The sequence below is a fragment of the Bifidobacterium sp. W8112 genome, from assembly GCF_016101425.1.
In the GTDB taxonomy this organism is placed as follows: domain Bacteria; phylum Actinomycetota; class Actinomycetes; order Actinomycetales; family Bifidobacteriaceae; genus Bombiscardovia; species Bombiscardovia apousia.
Map to the genome: position 1 here is coordinate 1 of NZ_JACFQN010000002.1, position 24,779 is coordinate 24,779.

Below are 24,779 nucleotides of genomic sequence, written 5' to 3' on the forward strand. Positions count from 1 at the left end.
CCCGACCTATTAACAACCACCCAACACGCTTACAGCCACAAGGCCAAACCCCCAACATAAACAACGCGTTTAGTTCCTATAGCCCCCAGATCGCTCTCTTCTTTCCTTATGCTCAGCAACAGCCGATACATGTCTGAATCATTGCCAATGACTGTGTTGGCACAGTCAAACTGCCATCATTGACTGTGGGCGATCTGTGAAAAAGCCATGGTTTTTCGACTCTTGCAATTGTGTTTTGGCAAAGCTACCCCCTAAGCAAGGCAGAGTCGTCACCACGGGCAATCGGGCATCATGACCGGCGATAGTCATGCACACAGCGTTTTGGGTCGTTGCTATATGCAGGTTGACAATATTCCTGGGATTTCGAAGGTCCAGGAGGCTGCCAAACAGCACATGACCGCCACCGCAGAGTCCAACCACTTGCGGAATAACTGGACGCGTACATGTGCTGCAGCCCCCATGACTAACTCATGAGATAGTGAAAAGGGCTCGGCACTTCAGCGAGGCAGAACAGCCTGCTGCCAGACCTGAATCATGCGCGAATTATCCACGCCAGTGCAAAGTTCCACCTCATACGATCTGACACCACTAACAGGCTGGTCACCATTCCTGTCAGCCAATAACAGCTTGCCGCTGTCGGCAAGATTCACCCGTGCAGGACGAAAAGCAACAAGGTCACTTTCAGCCAGAGCCAAGACGGATACGAGGTCATGAAGCCACATGCCATCGACCGGTCGAGTTCGTCTGCTGTATGTCAGCCACGGTCTCAACCAACGGTTCATCGAGTCCTTCCACGGCGCCTTGCATGCATCGGCCTCGGCGATCATACGATCCCAGCATCGCTGGCTCAGATGCGTGGTCCTGGTCACATCAAGCGGAACCAAGGTGATGGGAATACCAGATTCCAACACCCGCCGGGCTGCCACCGGATCGACGGCGAAGTTGGTGTCCACCTCATCACCGAATCCAATGGCACCGCCCATGATGCTGATCCTCTCAATATGCCCAACGACCTGCGGCTCATCACTGATCAGCCCGGCTAGGTTGGTGAGAGGTCCTATGGCGGCAATGGACACCGAACCGCTGCAAGCAAGCACATCCTGCGCAAGCTGATCAGGCCCGGAAACCTCTGGTATGGCTGATACCTTATCGGCGCTTGATGCATGGAACCCTGCCTGCGATCCCACGGCATTTCTCCATACTTCTGGCGCCTCGGGGCTGCTGGCCGCATTCAGCCTCTTGGTCAGCCAAGGCTGGCGTGATCCCTGCAGCGGGCCATCCGCCCCTCGACGGACAGGAACATCCATGCGTCCCATGGATCTCAGCAAGGCCTCTGCACTGGAATAACCGAGATCAGAGGTAGTGTTGCCGAACACGGTCCATATTGCTCTGGTCTTGAGCTTTTCGGAACGCAAGGCATAGGCAATGGCCAGGGCATCATCGACGTTGGCTCCGGGTACACCGTTGCCCGGGTCACAGTCGACGATAATGTTGACTGCATCTTTCATTTCTGTTTTCATACCTCATTTTGGCTGCATCCACAGCTACGGCCAATGACCAGCTGTGGAGCTGCCGGAATTGTGCCTAAACCAGTACGGACAGGAGCATCCGAACGATTTGTTGGAGCGACGGAAGTCTCGTAACCCCCTGGTTTGTCGTCTCCATCATCGCCAGTGTCCTGATAGGCGCCGTCCGGTTTCAGCAACACCTTGGCAATCTTGTCCGCTATCTCATCCTCGGACAGCTGGACGGCTGTCAGTGACGGAATCAAATATGCGGATTGGTCAGTCCCATTCATCGCCGCCAAAGCAACATCATCAGGCACTTTTTTGTCGCGCTGGGCCATGCCTGCCAGGAAACCCATGGCCTGAAGTTCATTCGAAGCAAAGACAGCCTCAACCTGATCGTCGACCAGCTCCGCCGCCTCGTATCCCCCCTGGCAGGTGTAGGGAACGAAGATCTCCTGCCCTGGCTCAAGGCCGGATTCACGTATGGCCCTCTTCCACCCACGGATTCTTTCCCGCGAATTGAGACGCTCCCGAGGGCCGGCAATGATGGCCAGCTTTTGATAGCCATGCCCTATCAGATGGGCTGTAGCCATCCTGGCCTCTTCGCTTTCGTCAAGGCCCAATCGAACTCGGCGCCCTGCAGAGGGACTCAATTCCTGTCCTTCCGGTTGGTTGAGCATAACCACGGTTCCCGGGTAGGTTTCGAGGGCATCCATGGGAAGAGGCTGGTCCACGCCATACCAAACCAGACCAGAGACCTGCTGACGCTGGAAGGATTCCAAGAGCTCCATCTGGCGACTGGGGTCATCGCTGGAATCGCCGACCAGGAGGGTCTTGCCCAAGGAGAAAAGCTTGTGCTCCAAAGCCTTGGTCATCTGTGCCAGGAAGGGATTGGCCAGGTCTGTCACCAGCAAGGCGTAGGTATCGCTGGTCCCGTTGGCCAGCGACTTGGCGATATTGTTAGGCACATAGCCGGTTCGCCTAATGGCATCTAAGACCTTGCGCCTGGTCTGCTCGGAGACTGGACGTGGACCATGATTGATCACATAGCTCACCACGGCAGATGAAGTACCCGCCTCCCTGGCCACGTCATCCCTTGTCGGACGCCTCGTCACCATTCCCCTCCTTGCAACTGGTCTCCTTACAGATTACCGATTCAATGGAGATTCATCAGATCGCATCGTCAACCAGGGTCAGGTCCCGGCCACGGGTCTCAGGGGCGAAGAATGTCGTGACCAGACCGATCGCTGCCATCAAGCAGTAATAGGCAGCCAAAGGCACCCAGGAGCTGAAGGCTGCCAGCAGTGCCGAAGCGACCATCGGAGCCGTGCCGCCGGAGAGGATGGAGCCAAGCTCCTTGGCGACTGCCATCCGGGAATACCTGTGCTGAATGCCGAAGAGCTCAACACCGTAGGCCGCTTGGACTCCGAAGATGCCCAGCGAAGCCACACCCATACCCACGATTATCACCAGGCTGACAACAATGGTGTTCTTCGACTGCAACAGGGCAAAGGCCGGGAAGGCGTACAGGACCAGAAGCAGGCAAAAGACGCGGTAGACAATCCTGCGGCCGAACCGGTCGGAAAGCCATCCGGAGAAGGGGATGATCAGGAAGCCCAACAAAGAGGCAATCAGCACTGCTGTAGTTGGCACAGATTTGCTCACGCCCAGTGTGACCACGTATCCGATAAGGAAGCTCTGCGAAAGATACGAGGGACCATTCTCTCCTATACGCAGACCAAGCATGATGAAGAAGGCCTTCCAGCCACCCTCGGACTTCTTCTCCTGCTTGCCTGCGGCAGCCAGAATAGCCTCTTCCTTCTTCCTATTGGCCTGGTAGGAACGAAATGCGGGCGTCTCCTGCATGGAGCGACGCAGATAGACAGCGAAAAGCGCAATCAGGATCGAGACTAGGAAGGGAATCCTCCATCCCCAGGTGATCAGACTGCCATGGGGCAAAAGCAGAACCAAAAGCCAGACGGCAGAAGCCAGCAAAGTGCCCGAATTGGACCCGATGCCAATCAATGAGGAAACCAGACCACGATGGTTGACAGGAGAATACTCGGCGAGCATCACTGCTCCTCCCGACAGCTCGGCCCCTGCGCCAAATCCCTGGCATACGCGGCAAAGTATCAAGAGAATGGGAGAAAGAATGCCCACCATTTGGTACGTCGGCAAAAGCCCCAGGGCTGTAGTCGACAGACCCATCAGCATGACTGTGAAGACCATGATGAACTTGCGTCCGCGCTTGTCGCCTATCTTGCCCAGAACAAAGGCTCCGACAGGCCTTGCCAGGAAGCCCACCGCGTAAGTGGCGAATGAAGAGAGCAAAGCAATGACCGGCGTTTGCCCGGGAAAGAAGATGTCGCCAAAAACTAGTCCTGATGCCAGACCGTACAATGCAAAGTCAACATACTCCATGGTTGTGCCCAACCATACAGCCACGATATTGGTCCAGAAACTCTTCCGGCCTTCCTTAGTGCGGAAGTTGACATCAGCTGCTTGCTCCTGTTGACCGGATGCTTCGGAATTTGACTCGGATCGCTGATCCACGCTTTCGTATTCTTCGCTCTTGATCCGATTCGCTCCCATTTCTGCCTCCTTGCAAGGGATCACTACGACTTGACTGCGAATATCGTAGTTCTACCCGCGTAGATAGGAAAGCGACATTGTTTCGCATTTCCGTTTGTTAGCAACACAATATTCTACGCGCGTAGTTTTTCTTGTCAATTTGAGAACTTCTACACGCTCGGGGATTCCCAAAGAATGCAAACTTTTAGTATTGAGACGCAACGCATATCCATGCATCTGTCTTGATTTTTTTGTCAATGAAAAGTGCCGGTTCCATTGTTTCTGTAATCGCTGCAGCTGTGCTGCATGAATAGAGGTTCATATAGGGATCGCTCTTCATGGCGAATCATGCTCAGCGCGCTGACTGGGCTGTCCATGGGGGACGCACTAGACATGCCCACGCATGGCATGAGTCCTGCAGCCATACATGAGCCTACAGCAGGGTCGACATCCTTCGTGATGCCGTTGCAGATCAGCCAATCGCTCCCAGCAAGCCTGCAGGGCCTGTGACCGATGACACCGAGCAGGCGCTGATCGTTGCGGGTCTGATCATCAACGGCATGGGGCATATTGATCTAAAGGAAGTAGCTCAGCGCCTTCTGGACAGGGAGGACGATATAAAGTCGCGTGGATCGCTCGATCTGCTGAGGCCCTCCACCAAGCTGTCGCTTGAATAGGGTTTCTCCAGGGCGCAGGCATCACGACCAGGGGAAGGCCGGCACCATCGATGAGGCGGCTATACGAATCACCCCAGTATGAATAGCCAACAGGCCCAAGGACATCAGACCACTGGCCGGCAGCTTCCTGGGCAGGAATGGCCTGGCATGGCTGGTATCCCTCCTGCTGGGAGGAATCCTCTACGCCATTTTGCATCTCCTCTCCAAGAATTCCGTGGCGGTGAGGAGCAAGAGCCATGACTGAGCCCAGCATCCTCCATCTCGGTCAGGTGGTGGTTGACCTGAGCATGAACATCGACCACCTCCCGGAACGCGGAGGGGACATTTTCGCCAGACGAAGCTCCATAAATGTAGGAGGCGGATACAACGTGATTCGCGCAGCCAGGCAGATGGGAGCACCGATAGCCTACATGGGGGCGATTGGCACAGGTCCGATGGCGGAGATGGCCCGTGGAGCCCTCGGACGAACGCACCTTTGTTTCGGCAAGGGGCGCAGAACGAAACGCCGCCTGAGCCCTGCAAGGATGACCAGTGCAAAACCATACGAAACATAGGCGGCCGCCGACTCCATGCCGGCGGCCGCCTGACTCTTCAAAGAGGGGTCAAAGGGGTCAAAAGTGGGTTTATCAGAGCTGCTTGCCCAGCTGATCGGCTGCACGCAGGGCGTGAGCCACATCGGTAGGGGTCACCTCGAATGGCATGTTGCCCATGGTTTCGTCAGGGCCGCAGGCATGCTCACCGACCTTGAGCAGATCCTCCTCGCTGGCCTGGCCGATGCCGATCTGCTCCAGGGAGGTGGGCAGACCCACGCTGCGGAAGAAGTCATAGACCCCGCGGGTCTCCTCCAGGGGCCGATCCTCAAGGACCAGCTGGGCCAGGGTGCCGAAGGCCACTTTCTCGCCGTGCAGCATGGAGTGGGTGCCCTCCAGGGCGGTCATCCCGTCATGGATGGCGTGGGCTGCAGCCAGTCCGGAGCTCTCGAAGCCCAGACCGCTCAGCAGCGTATTGGCCTCGATGATCTTCTCCAAGGCGGCTGTGCGGACACCGGCCTTGGCAGCGGCCACGGCCTTGACCCCATCCTCCAGCAGGGTGTCGCGGCAGAGACGGGCCAGGGCGAAGGCGGCCATGGTGGCGTGGCCTCCGGTCATGGTCACCGCGTTCGACTGCACGCAGGCGGCCGCCTCATAGTAGGTGGCGAAGGCATCGCCCAGTCCAGATACCAGGAAGCGCACCGGAGCCTTGGCGATGACGTCGGTATCCATCAGGACCACGTTGGGATTGGCAGGCAGGGGCAGATAACGGTCAAAGACGCCTTGGGGCGTGTAGAGCACGGACAGCCTTGAGCAGGGCGCATCCGAGGAGGCCGCCGTGGGCACAATCATGACCGGCAGATGGGCGAAGTGGGCCACAGCCTTGGCGGTATCCAAGGTCTTGCCGCCGCCGATGCCGATCACCGCGTCGCTGTCGCCCAAATGGGCACGATGACGGTCGATCTCCTCCATGGAGCACTCGCCGCCGAATTTCATCAGTTCGTAGGGGATCCCATCGTGCTCAAAGGAGGCGACAATGTCGTCGTGGTAGAGCCCGTCGATGACCGGATCGACGATCAGATGGGCGCCCTTGGTGCCCAGAGCCGCGTATTCTCCAGCCAGCTTTCCCATGGCGCCCTCCTGCTGAACATAGGAGCCGGGAGAGCACAGAACCTTGCGCATACATACACCTTTCTCATCGCTGATCCCGCCTTCGGGACCAGGTCCTTAGTGACGAGCCTCTTGGCCCGTCTGAAAGTGACCCTAGTCACATTACATGGTGAGATGGGTGTGCCGCGCCGGGCGACCGGTCAGTTATGAGGCAAGGAATTGGTCGTGCTCGTCGGCGACGACTGGGGTGTGGAAGCCGTACTTGAGGGGCTGGGCGTGGAGCCTGTCGCATCCGCAGACGGCGAGGGCGTGCTCGTGGGGTTCCCTCCCTGCTGTTGACCTTGCCCGGATCCCTGTTCGTTGCCTTGGTGCTGATTCGTTCCCGAAGGCTGATTCTGGGGGGCACCCGGGGTCGCCTGGTCTTCAGGCTGCTCAGTACGCTGTGCAGGCTTGGAGGGGGTCTCTTCCTCCTGGCTGGGGGTTACCTGGCTGGTCGAAGGGCTGACCACGTTGCGGACCACCTTGTCGGTGCCTTCGCCTTTGGTCAGGGCATTGATGGCCAGGGCGGACAGCAGCACGGCCACCAGAGCGCTGACCACTGAGACGATGATGACGTTGCGGCGGCGCTGATCCAGTTTCTTTTTGCTGGTTGCCGCAATGGGGGCCGCATGGGCCCGAGGACCATTGTTGGACGAAATGGTTCTGCCGGTCTTGGCTGCCGACTTTTCGCCACCGACAGGAGGCATGACCTGGGTGGATCCATCAACCGGCGCCATGACCTGGGTGGACCCGTCGGCAGCACCGCTGGAATCGTCCGAAGCGCCTTTCCCCTGTGCCGGCAAGACCCTGGTCTGCCTATCAGCGGCTGAATCGCTGTCCGTATCCGTCTTGGAATCGTCATCATCCTGGTCGGCACTGCCGACCACAGACTCCTGCAGCTTCTGACCAGAGGCTTCCAAGACATTCTTGTAGATCTGCGAGGCCACAGCAGAGACGATGGAACCGATGGCTACGCCGATGATGGATCCCGCCACGCCGATCTTGGCGGCCAGCCAGAAGGAGGTCATGGCTGCAAGAGCGCCGGCGACGATCTGCGCCCAGGAAATGTCATGAAAGAACTGCTTCACTACGACCCCTTTTGATCCAACGGCTGGTTGCTGCGCTCTTATGGTAGCTGGTCGTCATGGCGATCCTGTGATGGTCAGTCGGTCTGAACCAGCCCTCGGGGATTGTCCCAGTCCCCCCGCATGGCGATGGCAGGACCGCGATTGTAGTCGATCATGGACCAGCGCAGACCGCCGTCTGGCAGGTCTCGTGGCATCAATCGCGCCCAGTGGGCATTGCGCATGGTGACCAGACCTAGGTATTCGGGATATTCACTGGCCATGCCCAGCAGAGCCTGGAGGGCCTGGGCTATGAAGGACCCATGGGAGAAGACCATGAGATCCGTATCCGGACCAGCCCGATGAATCCAACGATTCAGGGTTTCCAAGCCTCGTTTGCCTACCTGTGCCTTGGTCTCGGCACCGTGAAGCAGCTCTCCCCCGGCGCCTCGGGACCAGGATTCGTAGTCCTCGGGCCAGCGTTGGCGAACCTCTTCGGCGCTGGCCCCCTCCCACTCGCCAAAGCTGCGCTCGCGCAGCCCGGAATCAAGATGGACCGTCTGGCCCAAGGGGTCGGCAAAGGCATGAGCGGTGGCGGCAGCCCGACCCAGGTCAGAGGAGACCACCAGCAGGTGACGGTCTTGAGGAGCGCCATCCACGTACTCTGCCCGGAGCTCCTCGGCAGCCCTCTCCACCTGCCAGCGGCCAACGCTGTTGAGGGGAATGTCGATCTGGCCCTGCATCCGGTGCTTTGCATTATATGAAGTCTGCCCGTGACGAACCACGGTCATGGAGCGCACATGCCGTCCACCCTCGACGGTGGCAACCGAGTCAGTCATGGCTTTCCTGAGGGTCGGCGAAACGGCTGCGCAGATCATCCCCATTCAGATCGTCCGCCTTGGAGGCCAGCTGGCTGTCCTGGTCGTCATCGGCGAGGGTGAAGGGGTGCTCCAGCTGCAGGTCGACCTGGGGGCAGTCCTTCCAAAGCCGTTCCAGATCGTAGTAGGCCCGGGCCTGCTTGTGCATGATGTGGATGACGAAGTCACCGTAGTCCAGCAGAACCCACTGGGCCTCCTGGACGCCCTCCCGCGAGCGGGGATCAAGGTTCTTCTGCAGGTGGAGCTGCTTCTCCACCTCCTCGGCGATGGCCAGGACCTGACGTTCGTTGCTGCCGGTGGCCACCATGAAGATATCGGTGATGGCGATGGGCCGGGAGACGTCGAAGGCCACGATGTCCATGGCCTTGACATCGTTGGCAGCCCGAGCGGCCACCCGGACCGCGTCGATGGATTCCTGCAATGCTGGCACTTGTCACGCCTTTCCTTGTTGTGAAGCCGATGCTCCCATGATTACCGCTCCCAGGCGGGCTTCCAGTCCGGAACCTGATGCTGATCATTGGTGGAGTAGACCATGGCCCCGTCCTCGACCGGATGGCGGATGACCGATCCGGCCCCGGTAGTGACCCCGTCGCCCACCTGGACGGGTGCCACGAAGAGGTTTCCTGCGCCCACGTGCACCTCCGACCCGATCTCGGTGCGGTTCTTATGCACGCCGTCGTAATTGGCCGTGATGGACCCGCCGCCCACGTTGCTGTCGTGGCCTATGTGGGCATCACCCACATAAGAAAGGTGGGGCACCTTGGTCCCGTGGTCGATGGTGGCCTTCTTCATCTCCACGAAGGCCCCGGCCTTGGTGTCCTCGGCAAGGACGTTGCCGGCCCTCAGATAGGTCCATGGGCCGATGTTGGCCCGGGCCCCGATCCGGGTCTCCTGCACGCGGGAACGCTCCACCCTGGCCTGCGGCTCGACGATGGCGTCAATCAGAGTGGTATAGGGGCCGATGACCGTGTCCGAGGCGATCTCGGTATGACCCTGCAGGAAGCATCCGGGCAGGATGACGGCATCCTGCTGGATGACCACGTCGTCCTCGATCCAGGTGGTAGACGGGTCCAGGATGGTCACCCCCTGGCGCATGAACTCCTGGCAGACCCGCAGGTTATGGGCCTTGGCCAGTTCAGCCAACTGGACCCTGTCGTTGACGCCTTCGACCTTGAGCGGATCAGGAGCAGCGAAGGCTCCGACCCGGCCCAAGCGGCGGGCTGTCTCCAGGGCATCGGTCAGATAGAACTCCCCCTGGGCGTTGCTGTCGTCCAGACCGCGGACCGCCTGGCGCAGCAGATCCGCCTCGAAGACGTAAACGGAAGTGTTGACCTCCTTGACGGCCAGTTCGGTGCCGGTGGCGTCCCGCTGTTCGACGATACGCAGGACCCGTCCATCCTGATCACGAATGATGCGGCCGTATCCGCTAGGGTCGTCCAGATTAACCGTCAGCACGGTGGCCCCGTCGCCGGAATTGACATGATAGTCAAGCAGGCTTTGCAGCGTATCCGCGTCCAGCAGGGGCATGTCCGAGGCCACGATCAGCACCTGGCCGTCGTGCTGGAGCTCGCCATCCAGCTGATCCACGGCGCACTGGACCGCACGCCCCGTGCCCGGTCGGCTGTCCTGACGCACGATGCGGACCTGGGGATCGTAAGAGCGTGCAGCCTGCGCCACCAAGTCGGCCTGATGATGAACCACCACGGCCGTCAGCTCGGGATTCAGGGCGATCACCGAAGTCATGACTCTCTGCAGGAAGGTCTTGCCGGCCAAGGTGTGCAGAACCTTGGGATGAGCCGAATGCATGCGAGTGCCCTCGCCTGCGGCCAGGATGATGCCAGCGGTCAGCGTCTGCCCGCCGCTCAAAACTCCACCACCCCGCTCTCGGCGATGTCGATCAGATCCTGAATGGAATCCACCACCTGGTCAGGGCGGTAGGGGAAGGTTTCCACCTCGGAACGTGTGGTGATGCCTGTCAGCACCAGGAAGGTGTTCAGACCGGCCTCGACTCCGGCCACCACGTCGGTGTCCATCCGGTCGCCGATCATGGCCGTGGTCTCGGAGTGGCCGCCCACCCTGTTCAGGGCCGTGCGGAACATGATGGGGTTGGGCTTGCCCACGAAGTAGGGCTCCCGGTTGGTGGCCTTGGTCACCAGGGCCGCCACCGCGCCGGCTGCCGGCAGGACGCCGTTCTCGCTGGGTCCGGTGGCGTCCGGGTTGGTGCAGATGAAGCGGGCGCCTCCCAGGATCAGGCGGATGGCTGTGGTGATGGACTCAAAGGAGTATGTCCGGGTCTCGCCCAGGATCACATAGTCCGGGTTGATGTCGGAAAGAATGAACCCGGCCTCGTGCAGGGCCGTGGTCAGCCCGGCCTCGCCGATCACATAGGCCGATCCCTGCGGCATGGTCCGGGACACGAAGTCGGCGGTGGCCAGGGCTGAGGTCCAGATCCGATCCTCGGGCACGTCGATGCCCGAACGGCCAAGGCGGGCCGAAAGGTCACGTGGGGTGTAGATGGGATTGTTGGTCAGCACCAGATACTGGCGGTTGTTGCGCTTGAGGGTGTCGATGAATTCGGCAGCTCCGGGCAGGGCCGTGTTCTCGTGCACCAGCACGCCGTCCATGTCGGTGAGCCAGGTTTCGATCTTCTTGACTGCCAAGACAGTTCCTTTCGGTTGGTCACCGACCCCAAGGAGGCCGTCTCCGACCGGAATCGGCGAGCGTAAGCTCCCCCACCTGGATTCGAACCAAGACTAAGGGTTCCAAAGACCCGTGTGCTGCCTTTACACCATGGGGGAAAGGCGGAACCCTTGAGGCCCCGCCAGGTTTATTATGCCACAGCCGGACGATTACGCCACGCCATGCCGGGCAGGCAGGGCTTTAGGCAAAGAGGAAGCCCTGGCCGTGATGAGCCGGATACGTGTCGAAGAGCCGGGCCACCGAGCCATCCTCAAAGACCGCCTTGATGGCCGAGGCCAGCAGGGGGGCGATGGACAGCACAGTCAATCCATCCCAACGCTTCTCCTGGGGAATGGGGACCGTGTCGGTGACAATGACCTCCTTGGCCTGGCAGGACTTGAGCCGTTCCACGGCAGGCCCGGACATGACGCCATGAGTGGCCACGATGGTGATGGAGTTGGCGCCGGCCTCCTCCAGGACGTTGCAGGCCTCGGTGATGGTGCCGCCGGTGTCGATCAGGTCGTCCACCAGCACACAGTCCAGGCCACGCACGTCGCCCACCACCCGATGGGCCACAGCCTTGTTGGGCTGGGTGATGTCACGGGTCTTGTGGATGAAGGCCAGGGGCACGCCTCCCAGGCGCTGGGCCCACTGCTCGGCCACCCGGATGCGGCCGGCATCCGGCGAGACCACGGCCACCTTGGACAGATCCATCCGGTCGCGCACATAGTCCACCAGCACAGGCATGGCGATCAGATGGTCCACAGGCCCGTCGAAGAAGCCCTGGGACTGGGCGGCGTGCAGGTCAACCGACATGATCCGGTCCGCGCCAGCCGTCTTGAGCAGGTCGAACATGAGCCGGCAGGAGATGGGCTCGCGGCCCAGATGCTTCTTGTCCTGACGGGAGTAGCCCAGGAGCGGGCAGACCGCGGTGATGGATCGCGCCGAGGCCCTCTTGAGGGCATCGATCATGATCAGCTGTTCCATGATGGACTTGTTGACCGGGTCCGAGTGGGTCTGCAGGACAAAGACATCCGCACCGCGCACCGACTCCGTATAACGCACATACATCTCGCCGTTGGCAAAGTCGTATGCCGTCGTCTCCAGGACGTCGATACCGAGTTGATCGGCCACGTCCGCCGCGAGTCTGGGATGGGCCCGGCCTGTGACAAGTATGAGATTTTTTCCTGGTCTGCCTTTGAGTATCGCGCTCACCATATCTCCAAACGTTGTTTTCGCTGAAGCGGACAGCCTCCATAATAATGGCGCGCGCTGACACGGCCGGGCTGTCCGTGTTGGCGAGTCCGACAGTATGCGAAGCTCAGGAAGCCGAGCGGTAGAGCCCGTGCTTGTTGATGTACTGCACCACCCCGTCCGGAACCAGGTACCAGACCGGCATGCCCCTGGCCGAACGACGGCGCACATCTGTGGACGAGATGGACAGGGCCGGAATCTCCAGGGTATCCACCCGCTGAGCAGGCACCTGAAGGTCGTCCAGGCTGGAGGAGTAGCCGGGCCGGGAAACGGCCACGAACTTGGCCAGATCCCACATCCGGTTGGCATCCTTCCAGCGCATGATCTCGGCCACAGCGTCCGCCCCGGTGATGAAGAAGAGGTCGCTGTCGGGACGCATCCGCTTGATGTCGCGCAGGGTGTCCACTGTGTAGGTGATGCCAGGACGCTCAATGTCCACCCGGGAGACGGTGAACTTGGGGTTGGAGGCCGTGGCGATCACGGTCATCAGATAGCGGTCCTCAGCATTGGTCACCGTCTTGTTCAGCTTGAAGGCCGGACGGCCGGTGGGCACAAAAATGACCTCATCCAGGTCGTAGACCCAGGCCACCTCCGAGGCAGCCACCAAGTGGCCGTTGTGAATGGGGTCGAAGGTGCCGCCCATGATCCCCACCCGGGGTCGGCGGTTATGGTGGGCAGGCCTACATGCCCCGTCAATATCTGGTGGCTCCTGCCCGGATTCCCCCTCCTTGGACAGCTCAGACATCATCCGGTTCACGCCTGCTCGCCCTCCCGTCTGGCTTCCGAGGCGTTCTCCTCGTTCTCAGACTTGGCCTCTTCGCGCATCTGCTCGGCGCTGGGATTGACCCGGTCGGGATCGATCCGCTCCATGTCGGCATTCCACTCCTCCTGGACCACGCGGCGAATCTCGGAGTAGGTGGGCAGTGGGAAGCCCGGCTGGTAGGCCCGACGAACCTGGGCCACGCATCCGGTGATGGCTACCAATGAATCGGACAGGTCGGCAATGCGCCCCTCCTGCTCCTGTTTGCGGAAGACCGGCACCCGCTCCTCCATGACGGTGATGTCATGCCTGACCTCGTTGAGCTGGTCCTTGTCCAGGTCGTACACATCATCGGCATGCTCGTCAGGCCAGCCAATCAGGACAGCGTCGGCGTACTCCAGGCAGGAGCGCTGGTCTGCATCCGGAATGCCGTCCTCGATTTGGACCAGAAAGACGTACCGCAGCAGGCTCAACCGCTCTGAAGCAACCCTGAGCCAGATGCGCGGATTGTCGTGCTCGCGCTGGAAGAGCTCTTCGATCTTCTCGTTCACGGCCGCACCTGCCCCCTGCCGTAACCGATCCACTTGGTGGTGGTCAGCTCCTGCAGACCCATGGGTCCTCGGGCGTGCAGCTTCTGGGTGGAGATGCCCAGCTCGGCGCCCATGCCGAACATGCCGCCATCGGTGAATCTGGTTGAGGCGTTGACCATGATCACTGCCGAATCCACCCGGCGGGAGAACTCCTCCACGGCCTCGTAGTCCCGGGCCAGGATGGCCTCGGTATGACCGGTGGAGTGACGGTTGATGTGCTCGATGGCCTGATCCAGGGAGTCCACCACGCGCACCCCCATCTTCAGATCCAGATACTCGCGGTCCCAGTCGGCTTCCTCTGCGCGAACCAGCAGTTCTTCAGGCAAACCATGCCCGGCGAGAATGTCCATGGAGACCGCGTCCAGGCGCAGCTCGACCTGGGCCTGCGTCAGCGCTTGGGCCACACGGGGCAGGAATTCAGCGGCCACATCCCGGTGGACGATCAGTTTTTCGGCGGCGTTGCAGACGCCCACCCGCTGGGTCTTGGCGTTGATGATGATGGGAATGGCCTGATCCATGTCCACCGAGCGATCCACGTAGATATGGACATTGCCAGCCCCGGTCTCGATGGTGGGCACGGTGGCCTGCTCAATTACGCTGCGGATCAGCCCTCGGCCACCCCTGGGCACCAGCAAATCGATATGACCGCGTGCCTTCATCAGGGCCTGGGCCCCATCGCGACCGTATCGGTCCACGGAAGCCACCAGAGCCGGATCCAACCCCTGCTCACTAAGCACCCCGCCTATCAGTTCCACCAGGGCGCGGTTGGTACGCTGGGCCGCGTGACCCCCTCGCAGGAGGGCCGCATTGCCGGACTTGAGGCAGAGGGCCACCACATCGATGGTGACGTTGGGCCTGGCCTCGTAGATCATGGCCACCACGCCCAGGGGAACTCGCACCTGATTGAGCCGCATGCCGTTGGGCATGTCATGGCCGCGAACCACCTCGCCCAGGGGATCGGTCAGCCCCGCCACCATGCGCACGCCCCGGGCGGCATCCGCGATACGAACCTTGTCCAAGCGCAGACGGTCTATCAGACCGGCGCTCATTCCTTCTTCAAAAGCCTGGGTGCAGTCCTGCTCATTGACTGCGGCAATCTGATCGGCCTGATCGATCAGTGCATCGGCCAGGGCCAGCAAGAGGGCATTCCTGGCCTGGCCGTTCATGCCTGCCAGGCCTGCCTGTGCAGCGGCCGCCGCATCGGCCATGGCACAGACACGATCGAACACATCCTGACGATCGGAGTTCTCGCTTTCACTCATGTTCGTCAGATCCTTTCGCCCTCACGGGTCTGCCAGACCCGTATTCTGTACCGATTGTAACCCTCAGCGAGGGCAATGACGACAGGAGGAGGGAGGGCACTGCCGCGCCTGCCTCCTCCAAGGGCCGATCAGTGGGTCTGGTCCAGCTCAGGATAGAGCGGGAAGGCCTCGACCAGGCGGTCCACCCGGGCCTTGAGGGCATCCAAATCCGCCTGGGGACCCTGGGCCAGCGCTGTGCCGATCACGTCAGCCACCTCCTCGTACTGGGCCGGGCCGAATCCGCGTGTGGCCAGGGCGGAGGTCCCGATGCGCAGTCCGGAGGCCACAGAGGCAGGACGCGGATCGAAGGGGACCGTATTGCGGTTGACGGTGATGCCGATCCTGGCCAGCAGGTCCTCCCCCTGACGGCCGTCCATCTCGCTGTTGCGCAGATCCACCATGACCAGGTGGACATCAGTCCCTCCAGTGAGCACGGTGATGCCGTTGTCGGCCACATCCTTGGCCATCAGGCGCTCAGCCAGAATCTTGGCGCCCTCCAGAGTGCGCTCCATCCGCTCCTTGAATTCAGGCGTGCCGGCCAGCTTGAAGGCCACAGCCTTGGCGGCGATCACATGCATGAGCGGGCCGCCCTGGTTGCCGGGGAAGACCGAGGAGTTGAGCTTCTTGGCATACTCCTGACGAGCCAGGATGAACCCGGACCTGGGTCCGCCCAGGGTCTTGTGGGCCGTGGAGGAGACCACATCGGCATAGGGCACCGGGCTGGGGTGCAGGCCGGCCGCAACCATGCCGGCGAAGTGGGCCATATCCACCCAGAACTTGGCCCCCACCTCGTCGGCGATTTCCTTCATGGCTGCAAAGTCCTCAATGCGCGGATAGGCGCTCCACCCGCCGATGATCAGGGCCGGATGGGTCTCCAGGGCCCGCTGGCGGATGATCTCGGGCTCGATGCGGAAGGTGTCCGGATCGACCCCGTAGGACTCAGCATGGTAAAAGCGTCCGGAGAAGTTGATCTTCATGCCGTGTGTCAGGTGGCCGCCATGGTCCAGGGCCAGGCCCAGCACGGTGTCGCCGGGCTTGATCAGGGCCTGATAGACGGCGGCGTTGGCCTGGGCGCCCGAATGCGGTTGGACGTTGGCATATTCGGCGCCGAACAGGACCTTGGCGCGGTCCCGGGCCAGGTTCTCGACCTGGTCCACCCACTCGCATCCGCCGTAGTAGCGTTTGCCGGGATAGCCCTCGGCGTACTTGTTGGTCAGCACGGATCCCTGGGCCTGCAAGACAGCCTTGGGCACGAAGTTCTCAGAGGCGATCATCTCCAGACCGCCGCGCTGGCGCTCCAACTCTCCATCCAGCAGTGCTGCGATCTCCGGATCCACCTGCGAGATCGAAGAGTTCAGGACATCGTAGGATTGCTGTACCGGGTTCTCTTCGACCATGGGTCGCTCCTTTGTCTGTAACGTACAGCCTCGGATACAGGGGCTGGTGGGCAACACTGTACGCCATGCCGACCCCTGGCAGGCCCTGGCGTCCACAGACAGTTTCCTCCGCGAGCCGAGCAAGGCCATGGTTCAGACCCCTGCACGGGGTAGAATGCCCTGGTAATGATCAGTTCGGCGACATGGCGGAGGGGCAGGCAACCATGAGCACATACCACAGCACCCGAGGCGGCAAGGAGCAGCTGCAGTCCAAGCAGGCCATCAGACGAGGCCTTGCTCCTGACGGCGGACTCTACGTCAGCGATGGACTGGACGCACTGACCATCGACCCTGCCGACGTTGCCGGCCTGGACTACAAGGGCACGGCCAAACTGGTCCTTTCGAGACTGCTGAGCGATTACTCTTCCGCTCAGCTGGACTCCTGCCTGGACGCAGCCTACGGAGAGCAGTGGTCCGATCCGGCAATCACCCCTCTGGTGGACCTGGGCGGCAACGACTTCGTACTGGAGCTCTTCCGCGGGCCCACCTCGGCCTTCAAGGATGTGGCCCTGCAGCTGCTGCCGAGACTGATGGCTCTGGCCGGGGACGATGGCGAACGGATCATGGTGCTCACAGCCACCTCCGGAGACACGGGCAAGGCGGCGCTGGCCGGTTTCGCAGACGCGCCGGGCACGGGCATCACTGTTTTCTATCCTCAGGGCAAGGTCAGTCAGATCCAACGCCTGCAGATGGTCACCCAGGAGGGCGGCAACCTGCAGGTCTGCGCGGTTCGGGGCAATTTCGACGATGCCCAGTCCGCAGTCAAGTCCATCTTCGCCGACACTGATCTGGCTCATGAGCTGGACGAGAAGGCCTCAACCGTTCTCTCGTCGGCCAACTCCATCAATGTGGGCCGCCTGGCCCCGCAGGTCGTTTACTACTTCCGGGCCTACGGGTCCCTGATGGAACGGGGAGTGATCAGACCTGGGGATCCGGTCGAATTCTGCGTGCCCACCGGCAACTTCGGCGATGTGCTGGCTGGATACTACGCCAAGATGATGGGCCTTCCGGTGGCCCGCCTGACCGTGGCCTCGGACCGCAACCGGGTCCTCAACGACTTCCTGACCACTGGCGTCTATGACCGCAACCGCCCCTTCTACGCCACCACCTCCCCCAGCATGGACATCCTGATCTCCTCCAACCTGGAGCGGATGCTCTACTACATGGCCGGCGGCGACACCGAGCTGATTGCCTCGCTTATGGCCGATTTGGAGTCCAAGGGACGCTACCAGGTGCCTGAGGCCCTGATGACCAGAATCCGCGGGCTCTTCTCCTGCGGCTGGGCCGACGAAGACCAGGTGGGATCAGCCATCAGCGACTGCTGGGAGGACCGGGGATACCTGATCGATCCGCACACGGCCTGCGGCTACCAGGTCATGACCGGGCAGACCGACAGGGATCCTGCCGTGCCCCGGGTGCTGCTGTCCACGGCCAGCCCCTATAAGTTCCCCCGGGTGGTCTGCCAATCCCTGGGCCTGGAGACCCCGGACAGCGACTTCGACTGCATGGACATCCTGGCCGAGTCCACCAACACCAGGCCCCCCAAGGCTCTGCGCACCCTGGAAAACGCGCCTGTGCGCTTCCAGGACTGCATCGATCCCGGAGATATGTCCGACTACGTCCGCCACGCGGTCATGCAGTCCTGAAGCCTGAGCGAATCGGCTCAGATTTCCTTCCTGGCATAGACCTTGCGAGATATGGCTATCGAAACCATATCAGCCGCCAGAATCACCGCCAGCCCGAGGAGCACCGGCCGCCACAGGTCGGATGTCAAAAAACGCATGATTGAATTCCAGACGGCCCCCCAGCCAAAGGGCAGCCAACTGCCGACAAGGGCCGTTATTGGTACCAAACCAAGAAGCGCCAGAAAAGCTATCACGGCTTTGGCCATTTCCAGCCAATAAAACAGGGGGGCAGCTACTGCAAAGAGCAAAGACTCCGACATGAACAATCCCAGAGCAAACAGGACGGTAGCACGCCAATGGTCCTGACCCTGCAAAAACGAATCAGCAACGCAGAAATAGAATATTGCATAGCCGCAAGACTGAACCAGGACCAGCAGACTTACAGCAGCATAGCGTCCGAATACCTGGTGATCACGTGTTATGGGCAGCAGACCGTTCAACCGAATCGCCGCATTGCTGAAATCGACAAACAAACCAGATACCAGGCCTACAATCAGTCCGATTCCCATGCCGGCCACCAATCCCGTCAACGCAGTCCGTGCATCATCCCCATCATTGCCTGTCAGAGCCATGACCAGGTTCAGCAGGATTCCGATGACGGGCGCAGACAGGAAAATCAGCACACCAACCCAAGTTCTCCCTGCTCCTGAGAAACGTTGCATGTCCAGCCTGATCTGCTCGGCTATCGCCTTCATGACTCCACCTCCTTGTTCTTGTCGGCCGCAGCAGGTGGGCCTGCGGTCAGTCTGATGATGTTGTCAAAGTCGGCCCGCTCCACCAGGTAGCGGTCCTCTGAAGGCTCCATGGCGGTTGGGGAAGCCGATGCCAGAAAATCCTTCAAGCGTTCAGTGGGCACCAGAGCCTCAAAACCTGTGGCGGAGCGCTGCAAGCCCATCAGATGCGGCATTTGCCCTCCAGCCAGATCGTCCGGCCCCCCTCTCACTATCTGGAAAGCCTCCATCAACTCGTCCTTGGGGCCGGTGTAGAAGACAGACCCCCGATTGATATAGGTGACGAAGTCAGCCACCCGTTCGAGATCCGCGGTGATGTGCGTGGAGAAAAGCACCGAGTGACAACCGTCGCCGATGTAGTCCAGCAAAATATCCATGAGCTCGTCCCTGGCCAGGACATCCAGACCGCTGGTGGGCTCGTCCAGAATCAAGAGCCTTGCATCGTGGCTGAGGGCGACGGCCAGCATCAGCTTCATCTGCATGCCACGGGAAAGCTTGCCGATTTTGCGGTTTTCCAGCAGACCGAACCGACGCAGATAGTCGTGGTAGCGATCACTGTCCCAAGAGGGATACATGGGTGCCATCACTGGCTCGACGGCCTTGACCTTCCATGCCTCCGGGAAATAAATGGAATCGAAGACCACGCCCAGGTCTGCTTTGACCTCCTCCTCCTGGCTCAAGGGATCACGGCCCAAAATGCTGATTGCTCCGCTGTCCCGGCGGGTCATATTCAGCAAGAGCCGGATCAGGGTGGATTTGCCTGCGCCGTTGGGGCCTATCAATCCCATGATGTAGCCCATGGGCAGGTCCATGGTGACCTGGTGCAGGCGGAAACCCGTGCCGTCGGCCTTGGCGTAGCTTTTCCCCAGGTCACTGACGCGCAGGGCATAGTCGACCTCTTCGCCAGAGGTTGTCATCACCGGTGATGCGCACATGCTGCTATTCCTTTCCCTCTTCGGACGCGGGCGCAGAACCCTTGTCGCCAAGCAGGCCGTCGAGCAGGCCGCGAATCCGATCCGGCTCCATGCCGGCCCGACGAGCCGTATCGACTGCCTCGCCTAGCAGGGACTGCACGCGGTCCTCCAGATGCTGCCGCATGACCTGGTCGCCGCTGTCGGCCACGAAGGTCCCCTTGCCTTGGATGTTCTCCACCAAACCCTCTTGAGCGAGTTCGGTATAGGCGCGGGTCACGGTCAGCACGGACACCCTGAGCTCCTGTGAGAGATGTCGCAGGGAGGGCAGTCCCTCCCCCGCTTTCAGGTCTCCGGTCAGGATGGCCGAACGTATCTGGTCCTCGATCTGCCGATAAATCGGCTGCCCGGACAGGGATGAGATGATCAGCTTCATCCAAGCCCCTTTCATTGATGGGCGGCACGACTCTGGCTAAGCTGTGCCGGTGTTCATGTATACACTATAACAGTTTGATCATGAAGACAAACTCCGACCTTGATCTTCCAAGGGGTGGTTCATGGATTGATAGATACGTCTCTAGTGCCGAAATCCCCGGCCGATCACAATTTCAGACAAAATCCATTTGGGCCAGGTCGCCGCCGCATTGTTCATGTCGAGGGCGGATACGGTGTCATCAACGAAAATCCAGCATGTTCGTTGCCGCACGGCCGCCAACAGCCGATTGACTACCGTCAATGCGTCAGAATGAAAAGCAACAGAAGGACAGATGTCGAGCATGCAGCAGCACGGCCGCAAAAAGCGACAAAGTCGTCAGCAACAAAGTCGTCGCAACTGGTCAAAGTCGCTGAATCGAGGGACTTCGGCATGGCAAAGTTGAGCCGACAATCAGATCTATCGGGCCTGGAGCCTGCTGGAGGCCAGAAGCTCTTGGGCGTGCTTCAGGGAGGTAGTGGACTCGCTGCCCGCCAGCATCCGGGCGATCTCCCGCTCCCTGTCCTCGCCCTCCACCTGGCGGACCAGGGTCTCTACGGCATCGCCGCCTTCACGCCCCTTGGCCACGACGAACTGCCGATCGGCCCAGGAAGCCACCTGCGGCAGGTGGGTGACCACAATCACCTGGGCGGTGACGGCCAACCGGGCCAGACGACGACCCAGCTCGACGGCAGCCCGACCGCCGACTCCAGCATCCACCTCGTCGAAGATGAAGGTCATCGTCGGGTCGCCAACCTGGCAATCCAGACCATTATGCCCATCTCCAGCGCCGTCAGATCCCGATGAGGTCCGGCCTTCGGCGGCCACCAGCTCCAGGGCCAGCATGAGCCGGCTGAGTTCGCCGCCCGAGGCGCTCTTGCCCATGGGCAGAAGGTCCGAACCCGGATACGGCCTGAAGAGAAAGTCGATCTGATCCAGACCATGCCCGTCCATGTCCTGGTCCTGGCGTGGCCTGACACGGATCTCCAGCCCGGCACCCGACATGGCCAGGGAGCGCAATTCGCCGTCGACGAGTTCGCTCAGCCTTCGTGCAGCCTTGCCCCGTGACGCAGACAGATTCCGTGCGGCCTTCAGGGCGCTCCCGCGAAGCTGCTCAACCTGGACCTGAAGCTCCTCCAGCTTCTCAGGTGAGGCATCCATGTCCTCAAGTTCAAACGCAGCCTTCTTGCGCCAGGCCAGAACGTCGTCGATGTCTGGTCCCCAGCGCCGGGTCAGCTCATCCAGATCGTGGATGCGGGCGTTGATCTTGTCCAGATCGCCCTCCTGGCCTTCGTCGTCCAGCTGGCTGCTCAGGGTGAAGACCAGGTCGGACAGATCGGCATTCAGCGAGCGCAACCGCTGGGCCGACTCCTGAAAGACCCCCTCTACACCGATGCCCTCCAAGGCGGCGATGGCTCGTTCTACCAGGGCCGTAGCCGATGGTGAGTCTGCATCCGGGTCAATCTGGCCGGCGTCCAAGGCGGATAGTGCGGCCATGACTCCCTGACTGATCTGGGCAGCATGTTCGATCCGGTCTCTTTGGGCCTTGAGTTCACGATCCTCGCCGGGATGGGGGTCGACACGGTCGATCCGGGCGATGGACTCGCGAAGATAATCAGCCTGGGCCATAGCGCCAGACTGCTGGTTGCGCAGCTCCTCCAGATGGTCCTGAGCCTGTCGGTACTGCCTCCAGGCCTTGGAAAAAGCCTCCAGCTGCGGACCGTCACCAGCGTAGGCATCCAGAAATTCACGCTGCCGGGCCGGGCTGGCCATACGCATCTGATCTGCCTGGCCATGGACAGTGACCAGCATCCCAGCCACCTCCTGCAGCAGGCCTCGAGGAGCAGTTCTGCCGTTCAGGGCGGCACGGGAACGCCCCTTGACAGGCATGGTCCTCGCCAGGAAGATCTGCCCCTCATCCTCCAAGGGGAGGCCAGCCCCGGTTATGGATGCGGTCACTGGATTCTCGGCTCCTGCCGTTCCAGCATCGAAAATTCCTTGCACCCAGGACTCCCGAGCTCCAGGCGATACTAGCTGCGGACGGGCGGTGGACCCCGAGATCAGCCGGATGGCGTTGAGCAGCATGGACTTGCCAGCCCCGGTCTCCCCGGTGATGGCCGTCATGCCGGCAGCAGGGCGCAGCAGGGCATGATGGATGGGACCCAGGTCTCGTACTTCCAGCTCTTCCAGCATCAGTGCTCCTTGTTCGACTCCGGCGGCTCCCTCTGGTCCTGCCCGTTCGCAGCCACCGAGGGGCGATGCTGCTCCCTCCAGCCGACCACCGGCAGGTCGAACTTGGAGACCAGCCGTCTGGTGAAGGGCACCCCCGACAGCCTGGCCAGCCGCAGGATGTCATGGGACTGCCGCACCACAATGCGGGACCGCTTGGGCACTGGCCGTTGACGGCGCCCGTCGTTGCAGATCCAGCCGGCCGACTGGGAATCACCCAGAACATCCAGGGTGAACTGCGACTTCGGGCCGATGATCAGGGACCTGGCGAAGAGGGCGTGGGCAGCAATGGGCACCATCTGCAACGACTGTGCATCCGGCCAGACGATGGGCCCGCCCACCGAAAAGGCATAGGCCGTCGATCCGGTCGGGGTGGCCACAATCATGCCGTCGCAGCCGAAGGAGCTCATCTCCACATCGTCCACTCGGACCGATACCTCGATCATCTTGCCCCGATCATATCGTTCCAGGGTCATGTCATTAAGGGCCCAGTCGCTCAGTGGTCGATCGGCTCCGGGTATCCACAGGTCCACGTGGGCCACCATGCGCTCGTCGATGGAGTAGTCATGATCGGCCACCCGGCGAATGGCCTCACCAATCTGGAAGCTCTCGAACTCCGCCAGGAACCCCACGTGGCCAAGATTGACCCCCAGGATGGGCACCTCGGTACCCTTGACCAGCTCTGCAGCCCGCAGGATGGTCCCATCGCCGCCCAGGACGATGACGATCTCGGTGTCGTCGGCCACCTGCTGGCTGGGACTGCCGAATTCCGGGGCGGCAATGTTGTCGACAATCGAGACGCGGAATCCGTCCCGGCGCAACTGCTCCTCGACCTCGTCAACCAGGTGGCCGCTTGCCCGGACCCGGCTGTGCGTGACCACGACAGCGCTACGAGCACCCATGGGGCCTCCCTTCCGGCAACAATGCTCATCCTATCGGGCCCGGCCAACAGCGGCGCCCATCGTGGCGGGGTCAGGCCAAACGACGACCAGCAGCTGTGGCCATGCCCTGCCCGGTCTCATACCGGGGCGATCCGGTCCCATCCACGGCATCGGCATCCACCACGACACGGGAGACATCCGTCCTGTCGGGCAGCTCGAACATGGTCGCCTCCAGGGTGTGCTCGATGATTCCACGCAGCCCACGGGCGCCCACCTTGCGCTCCAGAGCGATGGCTGCAACCCGATCCAGGGCGGCATCCGTGAAGACCAGATCAGCCCCGTCGTCCAGGAACATGCGCCGGTACTGGTCGACCAAGGCATTATCCGGTTCGGTCAGCACCCGCCGCAGCTCATCGGCGCCCAGCGGCTCCAGGGTGGAGATGACCGGCAGCCGCCCCACGAACTCGGGAAGCAGGCCAAACTGTTCCAGGTCCTCGGCCCTGACCTGGCTCATGACCCGGTCGTCGGGCACCCTATCGCTGCCCTGAGTAGCCGAGAATCCGCTCTCCCGCAGGCCCAGCCGCCGACGGACAATCTCCTCAAGACCGACGAAGGCGCCACCGCAGATGAAGAGGATGTTGGCTGTGTCCATGACGACCGTGCGGACATCCCCATGCCGCCGCGAACCCTGGACCGGCACACGGGCCTGGGTACCCTCGATGATCTTGAGCAGAGCCTGCTGGACCCCCTCGCCGGACACGTCCCGGGTAATGGAGGTGTTCTCGCCGGATTTTCTGGCGATCTTGTCGATCTCGTCGATGTAGATGATCCCCCGCTGGGCCAGGTCCATATTGCCGTCGGCGGCTTGCAGCAGCCCCTGCAGGACGGACTCCACATCCTCGCCCACATACCCCGCCTCGGTCAGGCTGGTGGCATCCACAATGACAAAGGGGACGTTCATGATGGTGGCCAGGGTTCGTGCCAGGTAGGTCTTGCCCACGCCGGTGGGACCCATGAGCAGGATGTTGGACTTGTCCACCTGGACGCGTGGGGCTGCGTCCTTTTGTTCAAACGCTGCGTCAGTAACACGGCCACGGTCGCCCAGGTCCATATTGACGCGCTTGTAGTGGTTGTAGACAGCAACAGCCAGGGTGCGCTTGGCGGCCTCCTGGCCGATGACATACCGGTTCAGATAGGCGAATATCTTTGAGGGTGCAGGCAGGGTCACCCGCCGGTCGGCGGCATCCTTGGCCATATCCTCCTGGATGATCTGGGCGCATAGGCGTATGCATTCGTCGCAGATGGCGCAGGAAGGCCCCTTGACCAGGCGACGCACCTGGTGCTCGTCCTTGCCGCAGAACTCGCATCGATTCAGTCCGTCATTGTAGCTGACCACACGGCCCATGGCTCTCCCTTCCTGGAGAATCCGCTAGGATCGCCGAAATCATATATGACCGGCATCGTCCATGATGC

At 61.3% G+C, this 24,779-nt stretch carries 22 protein-coding genes and 1 tRNA gene; 2 read left to right on the top strand and 21 right to left on the bottom strand.

The annotated features are described in order from the left end of the window. Nucleotides 1-497: 497 nt before the first annotated feature. Genes H3T92_RS04440 through H3T92_RS04450 form a run of 3 tightly spaced genes read right to left on the bottom strand, consistent with a single transcriptional unit; the run spans nt 498 to nt 4,100 of the window. A complete protein-coding gene (locus tag H3T92_RS04440) occupies nt 498-1,520 on the bottom strand; it encodes a nucleoside hydrolase (protein ID WP_198189440.1) in 1,023 nt (340 codons plus the stop codon). Continuing rightward, nucleotides 1,517-2,626 carry a LacI family DNA-binding transcriptional regulator gene (locus tag H3T92_RS04445; protein ID WP_144086046.1) on the bottom strand — a complete coding sequence of 370 codons (1,110 nt, stop codon included), beginning with the start codon at nt 2,624-2,626 and terminating at the stop codon, nt 1,517-1,519. Before H3T92_RS04445 ends, H3T92_RS04440 begins: the two co-directional genes overlap by 4 nt. A gap of 52 nt (nt 2,627-2,678) precedes the next feature. Further along, nucleotides 2,679-4,100: an MFS transporter gene (locus H3T92_RS04450; protein ID WP_198189441.1), complete on the bottom strand. Its 1,422-nt coding sequence runs from the start codon at nt 4,098-4,100 to the stop codon at nt 2,679-2,681. Nucleotides 4,101-4,585: 485 nt separating this feature from the next. On the opposite strand from H3T92_RS04450, the gene H3T92_RS04455 reads away from it, so the two are divergent. Next, nucleotides 4,586-4,756, top strand: coding sequence for a hypothetical protein (locus H3T92_RS04455; protein ID WP_198189442.1), 171 nt, complete (start codon nt 4,586-4,588; stop codon nt 4,754-4,756). A 626-nt stretch (nt 4,757-5,382) separates the two neighbouring features. Here H3T92_RS04455 and H3T92_RS04460 read toward each other — a convergent pair. The 12 genes from H3T92_RS04460 to glyA all read right to left on the bottom strand — a co-directional run bounded on the left by H3T92_RS04460 (nt 5,383) and on the right by glyA (nt 16,358). Next, nucleotides 5,383-6,468, bottom strand: coding sequence for a glycerol dehydrogenase (locus H3T92_RS04460; RefSeq protein ID WP_198189443.1), 1,086 nt, complete (start codon nt 6,466-6,468; stop codon nt 5,383-5,385). Nucleotides 6,469-6,596: 128 nt separating this feature from the next. Beyond that, nucleotides 6,597-7,523, bottom strand: coding sequence for a hypothetical protein (locus H3T92_RS04465; RefSeq protein ID WP_144086040.1), 927 nt, complete (start codon nt 7,521-7,523; stop codon nt 6,597-6,599). Between the two features lie 74 nt (nt 7,524-7,597). Beyond that, a complete protein-coding gene (locus H3T92_RS04470) occupies nt 7,598-8,338 on the bottom strand; it encodes a histidine phosphatase family protein (protein WP_186279457.1) in 741 nt (246 codons plus the stop codon). Next, complete coding sequence (gene rsfS, locus H3T92_RS04475; protein ID WP_144086039.1) at nt 8,331-8,807, bottom strand: ribosome silencing factor; 477 nt, start codon at nt 8,805-8,807, stop codon at nt 8,331-8,333. Before rsfS ends, H3T92_RS04470 begins: the two co-directional genes overlap by 8 nt. Before the next feature lie 41 nt (nt 8,808-8,848). Continuing rightward, nucleotides 8,849-10,225 (bottom strand): bifunctional UDP-N-acetylglucosamine diphosphorylase/glucosamine-1-phosphate N-acetyltransferase GlmU, encoded by a 1,377-nt coding sequence (gene glmU, locus H3T92_RS04480; protein ID WP_260804506.1) that lies wholly within the window; start codon nt 10,223-10,225, stop codon nt 8,849-8,851. Between the two features lie 14 nt (nt 10,226-10,239). Continuing rightward, entirely contained in the window at nt 10,240-11,037 is a 798-nt protein-coding gene (locus H3T92_RS04485; protein WP_024627950.1) for an HAD-IIA family hydrolase, read from the bottom strand. Nucleotides 11,038-11,104: 67 nt separating this feature from the next. Then, a tRNA-Gln gene (locus H3T92_RS04490) sits at nt 11,105-11,175 on the bottom strand. 82 nt (nt 11,176-11,257) lie between these two features. Then, nucleotides 11,258-12,274: a ribose-phosphate diphosphokinase gene (locus tag H3T92_RS04495; protein WP_045924211.1), complete on the bottom strand. Its 1,017-nt coding sequence runs from the start codon at nt 12,272-12,274 to the stop codon at nt 11,258-11,260. 103 nt (nt 12,275-12,377) lie between these two features. After that, nucleotides 12,378-13,058, bottom strand: a complete 681-nt coding sequence (gene nadD / locus H3T92_RS04500; protein WP_144086037.1) for a nicotinate-nucleotide adenylyltransferase — start codon at nt 13,056-13,058, stop codon at nt 12,378-12,380. 5 nt (nt 13,059-13,063) lie between these two features. Then, on the bottom strand, nt 13,064-13,621 hold the full coding sequence (locus H3T92_RS04505; RefSeq protein WP_144086036.1) for a phosphoribosylglycinamide synthetase: 558 nt from the start codon (nt 13,619-13,621) through the stop codon (nt 13,064-13,066). After that, nucleotides 13,618-14,922 (bottom strand): glutamate-5-semialdehyde dehydrogenase, encoded by a 1,305-nt coding sequence (locus H3T92_RS04510; RefSeq protein ID WP_144086035.1) that lies wholly within the window; start codon nt 14,920-14,922, stop codon nt 13,618-13,620. The genes H3T92_RS04505 and H3T92_RS04510 overlap by 4 nt, the downstream gene beginning before the upstream one ends. A gap of 128 nt (nt 14,923-15,050) precedes the next feature. Further along, complete coding sequence (gene glyA / locus H3T92_RS04515; protein ID WP_144086034.1) at nt 15,051-16,358, bottom strand: serine hydroxymethyltransferase; 1,308 nt, start codon at nt 16,356-16,358, stop codon at nt 15,051-15,053. A gap of 203 nt (nt 16,359-16,561) precedes the next feature. Here glyA and thrC point away from each other — a divergent pair, with 203 nt between their 5' ends. Next, entirely contained in the window at nt 16,562-18,043 is a 1,482-nt protein-coding gene (gene thrC, locus H3T92_RS04520; protein WP_144086055.1) for a threonine synthase, read from the top strand. Nucleotides 18,044-18,060: 17 nt separating this feature from the next. Here the strand turns inward: thrC and H3T92_RS04525 are convergent, their stop codons facing one another. From H3T92_RS04525 to clpX, 6 genes are all read right to left on the bottom strand, one after another. After that, nucleotides 18,061-18,777 (bottom strand): ABC-2 transporter permease, encoded by a 717-nt coding sequence (locus H3T92_RS04525; RefSeq protein ID WP_144086033.1) that lies wholly within the window; start codon nt 18,775-18,777, stop codon nt 18,061-18,063. Beyond that, the gene (locus H3T92_RS04530; RefSeq protein WP_415873707.1) at nt 18,774-19,730 is read right to left on the bottom strand and encodes an ABC transporter ATP-binding protein; all 957 of its coding nucleotides are present in this window, start codon (nt 19,728-19,730) and stop codon (nt 18,774-18,776) included. Before H3T92_RS04530 ends, H3T92_RS04525 begins: the two co-directional genes overlap by 4 nt. 22 nt (nt 19,731-19,752) lie before the next feature. Continuing rightward, nucleotides 19,753-20,160, bottom strand: a complete 408-nt coding sequence (locus H3T92_RS04535; protein ID WP_144086031.1) for a GntR family transcriptional regulator — start codon at nt 20,158-20,160, stop codon at nt 19,753-19,755. Between the two features lie 456 nt (nt 20,161-20,616). Further along, nucleotides 20,617-22,389: a DNA repair protein RecN gene (locus H3T92_RS04540; RefSeq protein WP_144086030.1), complete on the bottom strand. Its 1,773-nt coding sequence runs from the start codon at nt 22,387-22,389 to the stop codon at nt 20,617-20,619. After that, on the bottom strand, nt 22,389-23,327 hold the full coding sequence (locus tag H3T92_RS04545; RefSeq protein WP_144086029.1) for an NAD kinase: 939 nt from the start codon (nt 23,325-23,327) through the stop codon (nt 22,389-22,391). Before H3T92_RS04545 ends, H3T92_RS04540 begins: the two co-directional genes overlap by 1 nt. 70 nt (nt 23,328-23,397) lie before the next feature. Then, the gene (gene clpX / locus H3T92_RS04550; RefSeq protein WP_101432235.1) at nt 23,398-24,711 is read right to left on the bottom strand and encodes an ATP-dependent Clp protease ATP-binding subunit ClpX; all 1,314 of its coding nucleotides are present in this window, start codon (nt 24,709-24,711) and stop codon (nt 23,398-23,400) included. Nucleotides 24,712-24,779 lie beyond the last annotated feature (68 nt).